Genomic DNA, 17160 nt, shown 5'->3' with positions numbered 1-17160 from the left:
GCGGAGAGGGTTCGGATGGACGGCACAGGTGAAGCACCCGCGCCTGAGCCGCCAGACCGAAGTCCGACACCGAGATTTCTCCGCGTTCTCTTGCCCCTGGCCACCGCTTGAATGTAGGAGCCGAGCTGAGACCTGCCGGGCTTTCATCGCGTCGATCCCTGCGGAGCATCGACATGCCGCAATCTGCCACCGGGGCCGGAGTGAGCCCGAGCGGCCCGCCAGCCCCAGGAAGCCGTGGAGCGACGGACGGTCTCGAGCGCGGATTCTCTGGCGACTGTTGACATGCCGCACCTTGCCCCGAGGGGCGGGAAGGGAAGACTCGGCTCCTTGCTGGGGACCTCCCCGGTTCGGGACCTCTCAGCCGGCGCCCGCTCAGCTCCGCTCTTCAGCAGACGATCCCGGCCGGCCACTCGACCAACAGGCCACTAGGTCAGCTTCAGCTCATCCCAAGTCCCACTTCCCTATCCCGACCCCTAGGCCACTGGCCCACGAGGCCGCTGGCCCACAGGCCACCGGACCGCAGAGCCAAAGCAACACGGGCCCTGAGTCCTCCCTCTCCCACAGCTCGCTAGGCCACAGGCCGGAATTCGTGGAGTGCTCACGGTGCTTCCCCACGCCAACGGCCTGGAAGAGGCCCCATGGGGAGAGAGCCAGAGGCAGGGCGGCTGGCTCTCCTACGGGACGGGCACTCGTGCTCTCACGGTGACGGCTCTCCGTCCCTACTGCCCGTTCGCCCTTTCGAGTCCCTGTGTGCCTCCGAGTGGCCTCATCGGATCGTGGCCCCGTCGACTAGCCCTCGTCGCCTCGCTGCTCTCTTCCCCTCAGCAGCTCACAGCCCCTCTCCCCCTACTGCTGTCTCCAGCTCCCTCGTCACGCTCGGCCGTCGTCTGTCCCGTGCGTTCGTCCCGTGAGCTCCTGACCGTGAGCTCGTCCGTTGTTCTTCCTCGTCATCTCTCCCCTGACCGAGGAGCCTCCTCCTGGGATGAACGCGGGAGTCCCTCCCTTGCTTTCGTGGCCACTCAGTGGCTCTGCGTCCCCTTGCCCTCCTTCGCTTTTCCTCCTCGATCGACAGTCCTTAGGGAGAGTCCCCTCTCCTGTGGGCTTCGTCGCGTTCAGATCCCTCTCTTATGGGCTTCTGATCTGCCTCGTGAACGAGCTTCCCTCCTTTTCGCCTACGGGGACTTATGGCGAGTCTGTCTGAGGGGCCGCGGAAGGGCTTTTTGGCTTGTTCAAGGGGTTCTTGTGACCCGGTCGGTGGGGCTAGGTGCCCAAGTCCGGTGCCGGCTATAACCACTTTCGAGGGACGGGAATGGCTGAGATCCCTTTTGTGGAGAGGGATCTCGCGGTTAGGGTCTGAGGAGCGCCCGAGAGCACGTCTGAAGGTGCGGAAGTTGGGAGGGACATCCGTGCCATGGGGGCTGTCGAGGTGGGCGTGCCCGGTCCCGTGTCCATGGGCCGCTCAAGGGCATGGCGTGATGGGGCGGAGCTCGTGCTGGCCCCGCGTCCGCTAGGCGTCCGCTAGGCGCCTTCTCTTCACAGGGGCGAGTCAGCGATCCGCAGGGCCTGGAGATTGGGCCTTCCTCCAGGTGCCGCGGCGCCGGTGTCTCTAGAGGCATCCACGTCTCTGCGGCCAGGCCCGGGAGCCTGGAGCTCGGCAACCGCGCTGGAGCGAGGCATCGGTCATGCCTCGGGAGGGGCTGGCTCCCCGAGGGCCATGCCCGCCTTCCGACTCTGACTGGCTCCCTGGCCGCGTGACCCCCTACATCTGTCGCGCGCTCCTCCCACGCGTGGACCGGGCGCCGGGCTGGCCGGGTCGCCCCCCCCCGTGGGCTGCTCTCCCCCGGGCGGAGCCTGAGGCCTTCCGGACGCCCGTCATCCCGGGGCGCACTTCGGCCTCCCCACTCCGGCGGCTCCGACATGACGGAGGCCTGGACCAGTCCGCGTGGGAGCGCCCCAGAGCCCTTCGCGGGATCCATCGCCGGGCACCTCCCCGCCGGACGTGGCCTCCCGTTGGAGCACCTCCCCTCCCACATGGCGCCGGGCCAGTGCCGGGGCGCCACCCGGCGGCATCCGGGCTCAGAGCATGAGGGGCCAGCCGATCAAGTCGAGCGCGACAGCCCGTGCGTCCCGCGGCGTTCACTCACCGGCCGGCGCCCTGTGTCTGATCACCTAGAAGATGCGTTGACGCTCCCGGCTGAGGAAGAAGCCGCGACCCGTCGCCGTCCGGGTGCAGGTCAGTCCGCTCGTCCGGGAGACACACCTCGTGCCGCGGAACGTGAGCGACTGCCCGTAGCGGAGCACTCGGGAGCCGCGGACGATGTCGCCCGGGCAGAAGCGAGACGGACGGCCGTTGCCGCGGACGGCCCACGAGTAGGCGTAGGTCGCCCCTCCATACCCGCGACAGGTCGCTGAGAGGACCCAGCACTGAACGCTCGGGCCGGAGTCCGAGTAGCAGTGGACGTTGTTGCTCGGAGTGCGGAAGCTGACCGTGGCGCCGGCCGCTCCCCCGGCAGAGACGAGGGGGATCGCGATAGCCGCCGCCAGCATGGTCGCGAGCAGACCGACCCTTCGAGGGCGCCGCCGTGTCCTGCCGGGTGCGTCCATGTCGTCAACCTCCGCTCGCGAGGATCTGTCCCCTGGAAGCTATGCGATGAGGGCTCCGGAGAGGTGGCGATCGCCTTCCGCGTGGCACTGCGAGCGAAGAGACCGGCCGCTCTGCCGTCCAGGAGCCGGTAACAGGCCCTCCTGAGGCCTCCCACGCGAGTCGCGGCCTCTTGGACGTATCGGCCCGATCGGTCGCTGCCGGCCCCGCTAGAGCAGCTGCTCAGTGGCACTCGTCAAGACCTGAGCTGCGACTCGCATCCGATGTCACATCGTGTCCTCATGAGTCGCGCGTGGGCAGGCGGCAGGGAGAGCTCACCTGGCATCAAGCAGGCCGGGAACGGGCCGGTGCCGGATTGGTCACGTCCCCGCGCGTCAACGCAAGGCGATGCCATCAGACCCTTCAAGGAGGCCCCCATGGGTGACCGCTCGAGAACTGACCTTGCTCCACCGGAAACGCGCGGCCGCCGGTGGCTGATCAACCCGCACCACGGAAGCCCGAGGAGGCGGGCTCCCAACCCCGAGGTGGAGGCGGAGATCGTCCGCGGTCATGAGCGGGCCTGCCGCGACGCCATCACCGCCATCGACCCTTCCCCTGTCTCCATCACCGTCATCGAAGGGATCGACACGTCGGGCGGGGCCGAGGGGCCACGGGCGCGCCTGGGTGGGATCCTCGAGCTCCTGCGCACAGGCCAGGCCGATGCGGTCATGGCACACAGTGCCACCAGGATCGCGCCGGACGCGGTTCAGTCGATGACCTTCTGGGACGACTGCGTTGCCGCGGGCGCCTTCATCGCCTCCGTCGACTTCCCGGCGCTCATGGACGGCCAGGTCCGCTCGATCATCACGTCCATCAAGGAAGGGCAGGCGGCTGAGCGCGGAGATGCCTCGACGGCGTTGATCCGTCACCGTCGCGCCAAGGGGCTGCCACCCGTGAAGGGAGGACGGGCATACGGGGTGCGCTGGGACGGAAACCGACTCGCGCCGGATCCCGAGGAGTGGTCTGTCGTCCTGAGGGTGTTCCGGGACTTCGACTCCGGGCTCTCGATCAGCCGGATCGCCCGGGACCTGTCCGCTGCCGGGATCCCGCGACGTGAGGCGGGCCACAGCCAATGGAGCGCGTCAGGGGTCTCGCAGATGCTGAGGAGGACCTGGTACATCGGGCTCGTCCCGGACGGCGATGGATACTGGGACTCCGGACACGACCTCCTCGCCGAGGAGGACCCGCAGCTCTGGGGGCGCGTCAAGGACCGCCTGGAGGAGCGCCGCGTCACCGGGCAGAACCTCGACCACGCCCTCTCGGGCTTGCTCTACTGCGGGCGCTGTGAGGGCTGGAGCCCGATGAGCCTCTGCTACGGACGCAACCGACTTCGCGACGGCTCCATCGTCCAGACCGACCGGTACCGCTGCATCCACCACGTCCACGACCGGAGCTTCTGCCAGGGCCAGTCCCTGGCCGCGCCGGCGACGGAGAGGCACCTGGTCGCCCAGATCACGGCGATGATCGACGGTGACGAGCTCTCCCTGGCGCGGGCGGCCAGGGCCGACGGGGCGGCGCCCTCCGCCGAGGACGTCGCGAGGCTGACAGGAGATGCCGCCGCTGAGCAACCGTTCGACCCGGAGACCTGGATGACCTATCCCCCAGGCCGGCGCAACACCTTCCTGCGGCTGGCCTTCCCCTCCGGCGTGTTCATCGACGCGCCGCCGGCGCGCACCAGGCCGGGAGTCGACAAGCGGATCCGGCTCCGCACTCCCCGAGATGTCGAAGCGGCCGAGGTCCGGCGCCGAAGCGCCGCCTAGGCCGAGAAGGAGAGCGCCCTGACCCCGGGTGCGGCCCCGGGGTCAGGGCCCGTCTCTCCCCCAGACACTGCCAGTGCCTCCCTCGTGCGCCTCCGGTATCGGCCGCCCCTGGGGGTAGCGGCCCGTCATGGCGAGCATCCCGGTGTAGGCGAGCGCCTCACCGATCAGGACGTCCTGCTGACGCGACATGTGCTTGAGGCGCATCTCGACCACCAGGTCCGCCTGAGGTGGGAGCAAGGACCATTCTCCGCTCCCCTGTCTCAGCAGCCCGCGCGACGAGATCGCGAACCTCGTCGCCGTCCAGGATCGCCCGTTCTCGATGAGATCCTGGACGGCGTACCAGTTCTCCGGGACGAGGACCCTCCAGCCTGTGAAGGGCGAGTCTCCATAGATCGCCTGCGACTGATCACGGCTGACCCACTCTGTCCCGATCTCGTTCCGGAGGCGCTGTGGATCGACGCCGTGTCTTCGCATTAGCGACACGAGAGCGCCGACCAACTGGGTGCCGCGGGCGACCTCGAGGTCATCCCTGGCAGCGCGAGCGCGGATGCGACCGCTCAACCAGCTCTCGAGACCCTCCGCATCCTCGGGCACCCTGACTCCCTCTTCGGAGATGGAATGTCGCGCGCCTCACAACGATGCCAGACGGCGATCCGCCGCCGAGAGCTCCCAGGGTGCGGCCGGCGCCTCACCGACCCGCCCTCACCTTTGCTGGCTGCACCTCCCGGTTCAGCTCACGCGCACCACGGCCTGCTGACGGAGGCCCGAGCGCCCACCGGGCTCCCGGCCGGTCGCGCGAATCACATAGGTCCCCGGGCGTGCCGGCAGCGGCACCCGGATGACGGACCGGCCCGCAGGGAGGGTGCGGACGACGGCCGGTCGAGCTGGCGTGCCCAGCACACTCAGCGCGACGCGTGTGCGGCGCCACAGCTGGAACCTCACGCCGACCGTGGTCCCCGCCCGCACCCGGCCCGGCGACGAGAGGCCCAGGGGGCCGAGATCGTCGACGCCGACGAGGGCAGGCTTCGTTCCTCGGGCCGGGGCAGCGACCGCGAGGAGCGCGGACCGCTCACCAGCGGCGAACCCGCGGCTGTCGCCGACGAGGATCGGGGTGCGGCGGACCCGCCCACCAGGGCGGTCCGCGAAGGCGATGAGGCCGGAGGACGAAGCGGCGTTCTCACCTGGGAAGATGCCCGCCACCCACGACCCGTCGGCGGCGAAACGAGGCTCCGCGGCACCCGCAGCGGGGAGGAGGGTCAGCGTCTCAAGAGTGTCGGAGGGCGGCCCGGACAGGGGCGGGACGGTCCGGAACAGCAGGGGCTCCGGGCCCACGTCGCTGTCGCCCTCCGCGCCGGGCCACGCGACGGCGATCGAGCCCCCGCCACTCACCGACGCGGCCGGCGGCCGGACGCCCTCGCCGAGGTCCGTAGGCGGGTCCCATGTCGGCGCCCCCGGCAGCCGCCGGGCGACGAACGCGTGCCGTGTCGTGCCGCCCGGCGGGATCCCCGTCCAGCCGGCGACCAGGAGACCGTTCGCCGCAGCCGTCGCGGAGACGCGGACACCGAGAGGCACCGACGTCGGCACCCCCACCCGGGCCACTTCGACCGGCCCCTCCCAAGCGTCATGGATGCCCCCGCGACTCACGGCGCGGACGTGCCCGTCGGGTGTGGCGCTGACCGCGAGGGCGGCGCCACCCGACGCCAAGGCAACGGCCCCGGGAGCGCCGCCCGGGGCATCCGGGGCCTGGAGCCAGGTGCTCGCCGTGCGCCGTGCACCGCGCAGAACCAGTCCGCCGGTACCGGGACCCGGGACCCCGTCCTCCACCCACAGGACATCGAGAAGACGGCCCCGGCTACCGGGGGTCAGGGCAAGGCGGATCGACGAGACCTCCGCGCCGGCGGCGGCCGGGGGCGAGAGGTCGCGCCACCGACCCGTCCAACCGCGCCGCACCTTCACCACCAGGCCGCTCGGCGCGGGGTACGCGACGAACGCGTCGCCGTTGGCGCCGAGGGCCGCCTCGACACCACTCCACGAACCGGACGATGAGACGGCGACAGGGGCGGCGAAAACGCCGCGGGCGCCGCGTCGCTGCCGCACCTGGAGCACGACGGGCTCCGTCGCGGACCTCCGTCGCGCGAGGACGACGAGGGCGTCCCCGGCATCCGTCACGGCGACGTCGGAGACCGCCACCACCTCGGGGCCACCACCCGACAGTGCCAGCACCGGACCCGTCGCGAGCGGCGCGCCCACCCCCGAGCCCGCCACGGCGAGCGCGGTCAACGCTACGAGCCCCACCCCCGCCCCGCGCGCTCCCATGGCACCCATGAGGCCTCCCTCGTCTATCCCTTCTCGAACGGTATCCCGAAGGGGGGATCGCGGTAGAGCAGAGAGGTCACGGCGAGGAACGTGCGAGTTCGGGCGGGCCTTGGGCCACGGCGACGCGCCCTGACCCCGGGGGGACGACTTGGCCATGACCGCTCCTGCCGGCCAGACGGTCAGCTCGTTCTCCACTAGCTGTGATGGGGGCTGACTGTCGCAGGCAACGGGGCGGCTCCGCACCACTTGCCCTCGACTCCCGACTCCAGCTCAGGCGAACGCGCGGACGATCGCCTCGAGGTCGTCAAGGGCCGTCTGCGCCTCCGCACGGCGGATGACGATCCGCTGCCCGGGCTTCAGGCCGAGTCCTGGGGACTGGGCGAGGAACTTCTCGTCGACGACGCCGCCGTTGTGGACGTGGACGTGCCGGCGGGCGAACGACTGCTTCATCCGGAGCCACCTCTCCTCACCCGCGAGGTCGACAAGGTCGAGCCCCGCGTGTTCGGAGAAGAGAGCCGCGGTGTCGTCGAGGCGCTGAAAGACGTTCCCCTTGCCCTTCGTGAGCGTGGCGTGATCGGCGGCCCGTTTCGCGAAGGCCGCGCGGGCGGTGATCTCGAACAGGCTGACGACGGAACCGAGCGCGTCCACCGCGAACCGCTCGAAGACACCCGCGGCCCGCAGGTTCTCCCGCTCGTCCTCATCGGTGAACCGATCCTCGAGGGCGAGGGCGAGCCGGGCCGCGCCGATCTCCTCAAGCACCTTGTCGGCGGCCGGCCGGGGACCGCAGACCGGACAGAACGCGCTGATGCTGTAGACGGCATGGTGGTTACCGCAGCTCGAGCATTCGACGGTGGAGCGGGTCTTGTCCCCGAAGGCTTCCGGGAGCGCGACGAGCCGGGGAGGCCGTCCCGGCTTGTAGGAGACGTCCAGGCTGATGAAGGAGCCCCGTGACCGCCGTGGGCGCCGCGAGGGCCCGAACGTCTTCCTGAGCATCCTGTTCATCTCGCGATGGACCATCTGTTGAGCCAGTGCTGCGGCCGCGGCAAGCACACGCTCCCTCTGCCCAGGGGTGAGGAACTCCGCGTGGTGCTCACAGTGACCGCAGTAGGGGCAGGTGAGCGCGATCTCCTCGGGCAGGAGGGCGTACTCGTGCTCGAGCATCTTGAACGGGGCCTCGCACGACGGGCATTCCCGGGCGAGGAACCCTTCGTCGTCGACGTCGGTGGTGACGCTCACCTCGAATCCGCTGCCGGTGTTCGTGACCTCCCTCACCCCGTCCGGGCGGGGCATTCGCTCCCAGTCCATGCCCGGCAGTGAATCACCCACGCCGGACACCACCAAGGGCCCGTTACCGAGGCGCCGCGCCCATCAGCCGACGTGATGTCGCCATAGGTCTGGGCGGCGCGAAACCCACGCCGCTGATCATCACCGGGAGGGTCGATCCAGACGGCGCCTCGCCGGGCTCAGCGCAGGAGCAGGTAGATGATCACCGCGAACGGGGCGACCGCGGCGAGGTCTCGGACGAGCCGACGAAGGCGGGGGCGCCGCGGCAGGTAATCCGAGAGGGCGACCGGGTAGGGGAGCTCGGTGAGCTCACCCCACCACGCGTGCCAGGCGCGGCCGTCCGCGAGGATGAGTGCCGGCCCGCCGTCCGGGGAGTGGAGGAGCCCAGCCCGGAAGTAGGCAGCAGCGTCCTTGTCGTAGGGGCGGATCGCGAAGCCGTCGTTCGAGCTGCGGGCCGCGTAGTGGCGCTGGAGCCAGGCCACGATCTCCGGATCCCCGATCTGCTCCGCGGCGATCTCGATCTTCCCGCAGGTCTCAGCGGGCAGGCCCTGACTCTCACGGCGTTTGGGGGTGACGAGGGGCATCGGGTTCCTCGGGGCTGATCGAGCTGTCAGAAGGTGGTCGCGGCCATCACGGCGTCTCACGTGCGGACGTCGGGCGACCGAGACCAACATAAGGCGAGTCCCCCGTTCTGCAGCCTCCCCGTGGCGCCGGCCATGGCCGCCCCCCCGCTCGCCCTGGCCTTCTCTCTCCCGCGCGCTCTGCGTCGCGAGCTGGAGCGCCGATCCATCACACGTAGAAGATCACCGCCACGTCGACCTCGCGCAGGCGAATGGTGAGAGTCCATGTCGTCCCCGAGTCGCGACGCTCCTCCGGCTCTGAGGGGGGATCGGCGATCAGATCGGCCGAGACAAATCCCTCGCGTGCGAGCCAGAGATGGCCGGGACCCGGTAGCGACTGTTCCATCTCGAGGCGGAGGGTCCAAACCTCCGGGCCGCGCCGGCCCGATTGCCGGATGCTGCCGATCCTCCCGGAGAAGCCGGCCAGCGGCATCTCGGACATGCTGGTTGAGGGGAGGGACAGGGAGACCTCCACGGTCTTGCCGCGGTGCTCCTCGAGGAAGGCGATGACGGAGTCGAAGTCCATCGCGAGGAGCCTACGTCGCCATGCCCCTGAGAGGAACTGCGTCGCTGCCTCCGAGCCTGGCTAGCCTTAGGTGATGGACCGAATGAAGATTGCCCCCGGAGCACTCCGGGTCGATGTCAACGAGGAGCTCTCATAGTGGCCCGGGGGCTCTCCGAGAGACAGGGGGCTGGCGCTCCGGCTGTCACAGACCTGCCGGCATCCGAGCGCGCACGACTCGCCGAGGCGCGCGCGTTCGCTATCGCGGCGCACGCCGATCAACGCTACGGAGACGGCCGCCCCTACCGGCATCACCTGGACGCGGTCGAGGCTGTGCTCGTGCGGTTCGGCTTCGGCGCCGACCTGGAGCTGAGGATGTCCGCCCAACTCCACGACGTGATCGAGGACACCCCCATCACCTTCGATGAGGTTCGAGAGACGTTCGGGCCGGAGGTCGCCCGGCTCGTCGACGCCGTCACCAACCGCCAGGGCCCGAACCGCAAGACACGCCACGCCCTGACCTACCCCCGCATCCGTGCCGCCGGCGAGCGGGCCGTCATCGTCAAGCTCGCCGACCGGATTGCGAACCTCGAGGCCGGCGGCACCCTCCTCGGCATGTACCGCAAGGAGCAGGACGGCTTTCGCCACGCCCTCAAGAGACCGGGGGAGCTCCGGGCGATGTGGGCCCGGATCGAAGAGCTCCTGCGCTAGGACGCGAGCCGGTAGAGCACCCGGATGACCTCGTCACGGAAACTCGGACCGATGACGCGTCTACCCGTGGACAGGACATCATCGAGCACGGAAGCGGGCGGCGCCGCGTCTCCGACCTCACGTTGGATCGCGCGCACGAAGTCGGTGCACTCGAAGATCCCGAAGGACGCCCGGATCGAGTCCTCCAAGTAGGACTGGGTCTGGAGGACTTGAGACGAGGCATCCGCACACGCCGCCGCTCCGATCGCGAGCCGTCGACCGGGCTGAGCCAGCTTCCCCTGCGCCCATGAGGCGAAGGCAGCGGCGACGGCCGCTTCGTGTGTCAGGGCGGGGTCCGCCTCGAAGGTCACGGTCACCGGCGCAGTCCCGAAGATCGATGCCGACCCTCCTGGAAGCAGCGGCGTCGAGCCGTTCGGGAGCGGCGACGTCGGGATCACGCTCGCGACAGCGAGCGCGGAGGCATCCCCGCTCGGGGGCGGATACGAATCGACCTGCCCTCCGCTTGGAGACCAGACCCGCAGGACCTGCGCCGTCGTGCTCGTGAGGACGACCTGACCCCCTCCGTCCGTCGAACAGCCGACGACGTACACGCCCGCCTCGGGTGGGTTCCACTCGATCCGCTTGGGTGTCGACTCGGTGCAGCCCGCATCCGGCACGCGCGTCTGCGTGGTCGGCGGCGGCGGCGGCACGTCCGCCGAGGAATCGTCATCTCCGCAGCCGACGGTCAGCGCGATTCCGCCCAGCAGGAGGGAGAGGGCGGCGAACACCGCCCCTGTCCGCGCTCGCACAGAGGTCGATCGAGGACGCACTTTCACTGCGCTTCTCCCTCTCCAGATAGGACGCCATAAAAGTCCGGCGGCGGCGCCACGTCAATAGCCCCGCTCCCGGACTTCCGTGTGAGTCGCCACACCTGATCATCGCGTCTCACGTGCAGTGTCCCGAGGGCGCCTTACGTTCGAGGCTCATCCCCTTGCACGAAAGGTCGCGTTGATGGGCTTCATCCCCGAGCAGATCCCCGAGACCGGACGCCTCAGCATCGAGGTCCGGACCACGAGCGTGGTCATCACCGGACCCACTGCGGTGATGACGACCTACGGCGACCCCGACTACGGCCGCCTCGAGCTCGACTGGGATCAGCTGCCGCGCATGCGCGCCTGCCTAGACCAGGCCGAATGGGTCCGCCGGGGACGGCGCGGGGAGACCTTCACCGATGTCGCGATGGCCTTCACGGTCCTCAACGGTGGCACCCAGCTCGCGCTCACATCAACCGCGGAGGGTGCGGAGGCGCTCGCCGAGGTCGCCCGCAAGAGCGACTTCCCGGACGCGGAGGTGCGGCCGGTGCCGTTCATGATCTCCCCTGAGCTGTTCCGCGCGATCGAGGCCGAGCGCGAGGCCGCCGCGCGGCGCGAGCAGGACCTGCGCGAGATGAACTGGGCCCTGGTCCGGGGCGCGTTCATCCAGGGCGAGCCGATCTCCTTCATCTCCGTCCACGAGGGTGAGGTGAGTGGGCTCCACCTGGAGCACGAGGTGGTGGCCCTCGACCAGGAGGCCCGGACCTTCCGCACCAGCGGATCGGATCAGTGGCTCGAACTCGATGGAGTCTGCTTCGTCATGGATGGCGACGGCGCGGTTCTGAACGAGGCGGTGGGAGAGCTCGGTCAGTCCACCCTCGAGGAGATCGCCGCGCGCCTCCGGGTGCTGTGACCGCCGGTCAGGACGACGGGGGGCGCGTTCACGTCGCCGGGCGCCCCCTCGTCCGTTCTCTGCTGAGAAAGGGCCGCCCCCCGTGGAAGCGCGCAGGCCCCCGCGACGTACAAGCACCGGCACTTGATCAGGGCACGCCGACCGTCGCCGCCTTGCACATACGCATTCTGACAACCGCCCTCTTCTCATGCCTCGCGCTGATCAGCGCCGGGGCGACGGCGGCAACCGCTCAGCCCCTGCCGGCGCCGCTTGCCGACTCCCTCTCCAGCCTCCGCGCCGCTGAAGGCCTTCCGGCGGTCCCCTCTCAAGGCCTCGACCAACCTGAGGCCGAGGCCCTCGCCGCCCGCGCAGGCGACCAGACCACGTTCCTCACCGACGCGCGGGCGATCGAGGGCAACGCACCGGCGCTCGGGCCCGGATACCTCTGCTCGGCCTGTCGCTCCTCTCCTCTTCCTGGCCCTGACGGCACGGTGCTGAGGGAGATCGTCTCCCACCTCGGCTGGGACGCGAGGGCGCTCTTCGAGACCGACCGCAGCGCCGCCATGATCCTGCTCGACCCGCGGCTGGTCTCGTTGTCCGCCGCCTCGTCAGGGCAGACGCTCTCCCTCATCGCCCGGGTCGACCCACGGCTGCCCCTGGCCGCCCCGGTGGTCTGGCCCCGTTCCTTCGCCGACGATGAGGTCGGCCGCCTCCGCGTACTGATCCCGGCCGGCGCGCCCTCCAGGCTGAGTCTGGAGGGGGCCGGTGGCCGGCTCTCATCGGGCCGGGACTTCACCTTGCAGACAAGCGTGGCCGGGGGCGGCGCGTCGGTGATCGGGCCGGACCCCCAGGGTCAGCTGCCGCCGGTCGCCCTCGGGGCTGTCTACCGGGTCCGCATCGGCGCCCTGCCTGCCGGGTCGATCACGGCCAAGGCAGCAGGCGGGGGCCGGCCGGTCATCCGCGGTCTGAGCGTCCGCCAGCGTGCCGTCGTCCTCCGCTCGCTCCGCCGGGCGCCCGGACAGGTCCGCCGGATCTGGGCACACCTCGGCTCACGCATCGAGGTGACGAGAGGGAATGGGTCCTGCCCCGCGCTCGCCTCCTGCACGGACACGATCGGCGACCGCTTCCTGATCTCGCTCTCCCCCGAGCATCTGGCCCAGCCGGACCGGGTCCTCTCGGTTACCTTCCTCCACGAACTCGGGCACGTCGCCGATCGCGCCGGGCTGACCCCGGCCAGCCGCTCGCGCGTCAGCCGGACGATGCGCCACGCCGGAGGGTGGCGCTGCGTCATCAACCCCGCAGTCGTCGACGCGGAAACCCCGCGGCGTGATTGGTGCCTGTCGGACGAGGAGCAGTGGGCCGATGACTTCGCCCGCTACGCCGTGAACCGCCCGCGCGTCGATGGGACCTACGGACCGCAGCCTCTCCTGCGCGCCCGGCAGGTCGGCCGGATCCTGCGCTCAGGCTGGGCCCCGCGCCTTCCGACCCTCCCCTCCCCCTCCTGGACCGGGCCGGGGCGGCCTCGTCTCGGAGGCTGAGGAGAAGGGCCCGACCTCCTAGCCCTCGCCCTCCTCCGGGTCGGACCAGACATCCCAGCCGCGTTCGATGAACCACTCGCGCTCGCGGCCGTCCGGGACCTCCTCCTCGGAGGTGACATCGCCCGCGAAGCCGCGGATGCGGCCGCCGGCGTCGGCGCTCTGCTCCGCCCACAGCATCTGGATCTCGAGGTCGGGCCACTGCTCGATCAGCGCAACGGCGATCGGCAGCGCAGGTGACCAGGCGGTGTCGAAGAGGATCACCAGGTGCCCTGGAACCGGGCCGTCCTCGACGATCGCGTCCCGGACCTCCCACTTCGTGCCCCAGTTCTGCACCCGCCAGCCATACCCGGTCCTCGGGTTCGGCCCGGTCAGCTCGGCGAGGGTGTCCATGAGGGTGCCATCAATGGTGTCGAGCAGCCCCTCGGGCTCCGGCGCGATGCGCGCGAAGGAGATCGGTGAGTCCGCGCCGCTGATCGCCTCACGGAAGGCCGCGACGCGCTCACCATCCCCGATGACCGTCAGACGGTTCTGGCACCAGTTGGGCATTGCTCTCTCCAACGCTCGGGGGCTCTCTCACACCCAACATAGGACGAGACAGGGGGCCCGCTTCGGGCGCGGTACGGGACCTGAGCACGACCCTCCGGGCACGGGATCCGGGCCGGGAGCGGGGGCGCTCGGGAACTGCCGACACCGATGAGATCACTCTCATCTGCGGCTCACAGAGAGCTCACGAAGCGCACCTAGGGTTCCTCTCGTCAACCCGACCACAGGAGCCCTCCGATGGCCGCCAAGTTCACCTCGATGGTCCCCGCTTCTCGCAGCTACTCCGCCGCCTCCAACTCGAACTCGAGCTCGGACGCCCCGAAGCGCCGCCGCAGGCGCAAGCCGCGCCGCCGGGTCCGTCGTCGTCGCAACACCAGCTCGTAGCGGTAGGCCCGCCCGCTGGCTGGGGGTCTCGGCACTGAGACCTCCGGCCGCCGGGGTGGATGGGCGCGATCTGCCTGGGCGCGCCCCTTCTCAGGCGACGAGTTCGAGGTCGCGCTCGATGATCAATGCGTAGTCGGGCTGCAGGCCGATGATCACCGGGCCGCCGTGCGGCCTGACCGCGACCGGGAGGCCGACGGCCAGGTCGTACGCCCGCGCCGCTGCGAAGCCGGCCGCCAGCTCGAGCTGCGAGTAGGAGGCGAGGACGCGGTCGGGGTCCCGAGGGTCGTAGACCTCGAACATCTCGGTGAGGGCTCCGGTCGCCCCCTCGACGAGCAGGAAGGCGATCTCCTGCCGGTGGCCCGATGAGGTGATGCGCGAGACACGCAAGGGACGGATGAGTCCTGGTGGATTCGCCAGCGCGACCCTCAGCGCCGAGGCGACGGCTCGCGCCGGGTCTCCGAGGACCGAGCCGAGGATGGCATCGCTGGGAGTGTGGATGACGTAGTGGGCAGGCACGCGCCGACGATAGGTCCGGCATGCCGGGGCCGCCGTCGTCTGGCGATCAGACCGGCGGCCTGTGCCTCCCAGGAGAACTCAGCAGCCGAAGCGACCTCCCACACACTCTGTGGAGATGGCACGCGGACGCGGACACACCCACGGGGGTAGCCGACTCGCGCATTCCGGGCGGCGCGGCGGTGAGCCGGTCGTCATCGACGAGAGGATGAACGCCGCGATCGCCCGCGACCCAGCGGCGAGCCACGCGATCAGGGTCCTCCAGAAGCACGGCGAGGTTCACGTGGTCGGCGGCGCCGTCCGCGACCTCCTGCTCGGCCACGACTCCCCCAAGGACGTCGACCTGCTCGTCCGGGGCATCGAGGCCGACAAGGTCGAGACCCTTCTGAACGGGAACGCCCCCGGCCGGGCGATGCAGACCGGCAAGAGCTTCGGCGTCATCCGCTACCGCCACCGCGACGGGTCAGAGGTCGAGGTCGCTCTCCCGCGCACCGAGACCTCCACCGGCGCCGGGCACCGCGACTTCGAAGTGGCCTACGACCCGGCCCTCTCGCTCGAGGACGATCTGCTGCGGCGCGACTTCACCTGCAACGCCATCGCCTGGAACACGATCACCGGAGAGATCACCGACCCTTACGGCGGCGCGCGCGACATCGAGGCCGGCGTCCTTCGCTGCGTCTCCCCCCGCGCGTTCCCCGAGGATCCCCTGCGGATCCTTCGAGCCCTCCGGGCCCACGCCCGCCATGGACTCGACCCGGACACGGCCACCATGGACCTGATGCGCGAGCATGCCGCGAGCCTGCGTCATCTCGCCCCCGGACGGATCGGCGAGGAGCTCATCAGCCTGATCGGGACCGCGCGGCCCGCCGCGGGCATCACCCTCGCGCGTCGCACCCAGGTGCTCGAGCAGATCATCCCCGACTACGCCGACGACGAGCGCGCGGCGACGGCCAACCGCCGCCTCCTGACCACGAGCGCCGTCAGCGCCGACCCGAACGCACGCCTGGCGAGCCTCTTCAGCTGCACCGCCCACCCCGACGCCGGCGCGCGTGCCGACGCGGCGCGCGTCCTGCTCTCGGACCTCAAGCTCCCCAACCGCACCGCCAACGGCGTCGCCCACCTCGTCCGGCACACCGGACAGGCCCCGGCGGTCACACCTGAGGCGGCACGGCGCCTGATCTCGAGCCTCGGCCGTGACGACGTCGACGCCTTCATCGCGGTTCGCCACGGGATGAACACCGACCCCTCCGAGGTCGCCGAGCTCCGGGGCGTCATCTCCCGCGGCGAGGCGACCTCGATCCGGGAGCTGGCCGTCGTCGGCCCGGACCTGATCGCCGCCGGGATCGCTCCGGGGCCGGCGCTCGGTGAGGCTCTGCGAGGCCTCCTCGCTCAGGTCATCGTCGATCCGTCAGTGAACACCAAGGAGACCCTGATCTCCCTCCTCCCCGCTGCTTGAGAGAGGGCCTCTCGCCCTGGGGGATTCGCGCCCGTGTGAGAGAACGCGCGTAGCCTCGCCGGCATGCTCGCTTCGGTTCCGACATGGATCTGCCTCGTCATCGGAGGCGCCGTCGGCGCCGCCCTCGCCAGCTGGCTGAGCGCCTGCGCCTACCGGATCCCCCGGCGGATGAACATCAGCAGCGACCGCTCGATCTGCCCGCACTGTCAGTCCCAGATCGCCGGCCGCGACAACGTCCCCCTCTTCGGCTGGTTGATGCTCCGCGGCCGCTGCCGCACCTGCCATGAGCCCATCCCACGCCGTGAGCTCGCCTATGAGCTCGCCGGCGCGGCGGTCGGGGCGGTCGCGATCTTCATCCACCTGTACCTGCTGGTGGTGATCGCGATCGCTGCGATCGCTATCCCCCTCGCCCTCGCCGCCAAGCACGGACCCGAGTCCGGGCAGGAGGACTCACCGTGAGCCAGCTCCCGCCTCGGACCCCCTGGGATGACGACGAGCCGCCGAGCCTCTCCGGCGCCGCCGAGAGTGCCCGCCTCCAGAGGGACGGCGACCGCTGGCCCGAGACGCCCGGCCGCTACCTCGACGACCGTGAGCGCAACCACTTGACCGAGGACCTCGGTGAGATGCCCGCTCCTCCGCGGCGCCGGCCGGCCGAGCAGGTCGTCTACACCGGCCACCCGCACTGGCGGGCGATGATCGGCTACCACATCAAGTGGTTCGGCATCGTCGCGATCGCGACCGCTCTCGGATACGCCGTCTCGATGAGCGGCGTGATCGCCCTCGGCTGGGTCGTCCTCGCGTCCCTGCTCGGCTTCGCCGCGGTCTGGTTCATCGGAAAGCTGATCCGTCAGACCACGATCTACCACGTCAGCAACCGCCGCGTCCGAAAGCAATGGGGCATCGTCGCCAAGCACCAGGAGGAGGCCCCGCTTCGACGCGTGCAGAACATCAGCGTCGACATCTCGATCATCCAGCGCATCCTCGGTGTCGGGACGATCGACTTCGACACCGCCAGCGGCACCGACCCGGCGGACAAGCACCTGCTGTTCTGGGGTGTCCGCGACCCGGTCCACGTCCGCAGCCTGATCCACCTCGACCTCGACGTCGAGAACGACCTGACCTAGGCGCCCGGGCCCCCTCATCTCACGACAGGGCCCGGGCGGGGCAAGCCTATATGAGAGGGAGCGCAAAACCGACTAGGCGAGAACC

Annotated in this window: 17 protein-coding genes; 7 read left to right on the top strand and 10 right to left on the bottom strand. The window is 70.4% G+C overall.

Features of this window, described 5'->3' with window-relative positions; translation table 11 throughout:
- Positions 1-2169: 2169 nt before the first annotated feature.
- The gene (locus IU369_RS19055; protein ID WP_217924817.1) at positions 2170-2547 is read right to left on the bottom strand and encodes a DUF6636 domain-containing protein; all 378 of its coding nucleotides are present in this window, start codon (positions 2545-2547) and stop codon (positions 2170-2172) included.
- Between the two features lie 579 nt (positions 2548-3126).
- Between IU369_RS19055 and IU369_RS19050 the strand changes: the two genes are divergently transcribed.
- Positions 3127-4401 (top strand): recombinase family protein, encoded by a 1275-nt coding sequence (locus tag IU369_RS19050; RefSeq protein ID WP_217924816.1) that lies wholly within the window; start codon positions 3127-3129, stop codon positions 4399-4401.
- 42 nt (positions 4402-4443) lie between these two features.
- Here IU369_RS19050 and IU369_RS19045 read toward each other — a convergent pair whose 3' ends face one another.
- From IU369_RS19045 to IU369_RS19025, 5 genes are all read right to left on the bottom strand, one after another.
- Positions 4444-4995 (bottom strand): hypothetical protein, encoded by a 552-nt coding sequence (locus IU369_RS19045; RefSeq protein ID WP_217924815.1) that lies wholly within the window; start codon positions 4993-4995, stop codon positions 4444-4446.
- Between the two features lie 135 nt (positions 4996-5130).
- Positions 5131-6717, bottom strand: a complete 1587-nt coding sequence (locus tag IU369_RS19040) for a hypothetical protein (RefSeq protein WP_217924814.1) — start codon at positions 6715-6717, stop codon at positions 5131-5133.
- A gap of 270 nt (positions 6718-6987) precedes the next feature.
- Positions 6988-8022 (bottom strand): hypothetical protein, encoded by a 1035-nt coding sequence (locus IU369_RS19035; RefSeq protein WP_217924813.1) that lies wholly within the window; start codon positions 8020-8022, stop codon positions 6988-6990.
- A 158-nt stretch (positions 8023-8180) separates the two neighbouring features.
- Positions 8181-8585, bottom strand: a complete 405-nt coding sequence (locus IU369_RS19030; protein WP_217924812.1) for a hypothetical protein — start codon at positions 8583-8585, stop codon at positions 8181-8183.
- 205 nt (positions 8586-8790) lie between these two features.
- The gene (locus IU369_RS19025) at positions 8791-9147 is read right to left on the bottom strand and encodes a hypothetical protein (RefSeq protein WP_217924811.1); all 357 of its coding nucleotides are present in this window, start codon (positions 9145-9147) and stop codon (positions 8791-8793) included.
- A gap of 135 nt (positions 9148-9282) precedes the next feature.
- Between IU369_RS19025 and IU369_RS19020 the strand changes: the two genes are divergently transcribed.
- Complete coding sequence (locus tag IU369_RS19020) at positions 9283-9834, top strand: HD domain-containing protein (protein ID WP_246551640.1); 552 nt, start codon at positions 9283-9285, stop codon at positions 9832-9834.
- Here the strand turns inward: IU369_RS19020 and IU369_RS19015 are convergent.
- Positions 9831-10601, bottom strand: a complete 771-nt coding sequence (locus IU369_RS19015; protein ID WP_217924810.1) for a hypothetical protein — start codon at positions 10599-10601, stop codon at positions 9831-9833. The genes IU369_RS19020 and IU369_RS19015 overlap by 4 nt on opposite strands.
- A 223-nt stretch (positions 10602-10824) precedes the next feature.
- Here IU369_RS19015 and IU369_RS19010 point away from each other — a divergent pair, with 223 nt between their 5' ends.
- Together IU369_RS19010 and IU369_RS19005 are read left to right on the top strand one after the other, a co-directional pair.
- A complete protein-coding gene (locus IU369_RS19010) occupies positions 10825-11538 on the top strand; it encodes a hypothetical protein (protein ID WP_217924809.1) in 714 nt (237 codons plus the stop codon).
- A gap of 152 nt (positions 11539-11690) precedes the next feature.
- The gene (locus tag IU369_RS19005) at positions 11691-13055 is read left to right on the top strand and encodes a hypothetical protein (protein WP_217924808.1); all 1365 of its coding nucleotides are present in this window, start codon (positions 11691-11693) and stop codon (positions 13053-13055) included.
- Positions 13056-13073: 18 nt separating this feature from the next.
- Here the strand turns inward: IU369_RS19005 and IU369_RS19000 are convergent, their stop codons facing one another.
- The 3 genes from IU369_RS19000 to IU369_RS18990 form a co-directional block, all read right to left on the bottom strand.
- Complete coding sequence (locus IU369_RS19000; protein WP_217924807.1) at positions 13074-13601, bottom strand: DUF1281 family ferredoxin-like fold protein; 528 nt, start codon at positions 13599-13601, stop codon at positions 13074-13076.
- A 275-nt stretch (positions 13602-13876) separates the two neighbouring features.
- Positions 13877-14017: a hypothetical protein gene (locus IU369_RS18995; RefSeq protein ID WP_217924806.1), complete on the bottom strand. Its 141-nt coding sequence runs from the start codon at positions 14015-14017 to the stop codon at positions 13877-13879.
- Between the two features lie 55 nt (positions 14018-14072).
- Complete coding sequence (locus IU369_RS18990; RefSeq protein ID WP_217924805.1) at positions 14073-14498, bottom strand: hypothetical protein; 426 nt, start codon at positions 14496-14498, stop codon at positions 14073-14075.
- A gap of 205 nt (positions 14499-14703) precedes the next feature.
- Between IU369_RS18990 and IU369_RS18985 the strand changes: the two genes are divergently transcribed.
- From IU369_RS18985 to IU369_RS18975, 3 genes are all read left to right on the top strand, one after another.
- Positions 14704-15951 carry a CCA tRNA nucleotidyltransferase gene (locus IU369_RS18985; protein WP_217924804.1) on the top strand — a complete coding sequence of 416 codons (1248 nt, stop codon included), beginning with the start codon at positions 14704-14706 and terminating at the stop codon, positions 15949-15951.
- Between the two features lie 63 nt (positions 15952-16014).
- Positions 16015-16410 (top strand): prepilin peptidase, encoded by a 396-nt coding sequence (locus tag IU369_RS18980; RefSeq protein WP_217924803.1) that lies wholly within the window; start codon positions 16015-16017, stop codon positions 16408-16410.
- The gene (locus tag IU369_RS18975) at positions 16407-17075 is read left to right on the top strand and encodes a PH domain-containing protein (RefSeq protein WP_217924802.1); all 669 of its coding nucleotides are present in this window, start codon (positions 16407-16409) and stop codon (positions 17073-17075) included. The genes IU369_RS18980 and IU369_RS18975 overlap by 4 nt, the downstream gene beginning before the upstream one ends.
- Positions 17076-17160 lie beyond the last annotated feature (85 nt).

The organism is Miltoncostaea oceani (assembly GCF_018141545.1).
Classification (GTDB): Bacteria; Actinomycetota; Thermoleophilia; order Miltoncostaeales; family Miltoncostaeaceae; genus Miltoncostaea; species Miltoncostaea oceani.
This window is presented reverse-complemented; position numbering and strand designations above follow the sequence as displayed.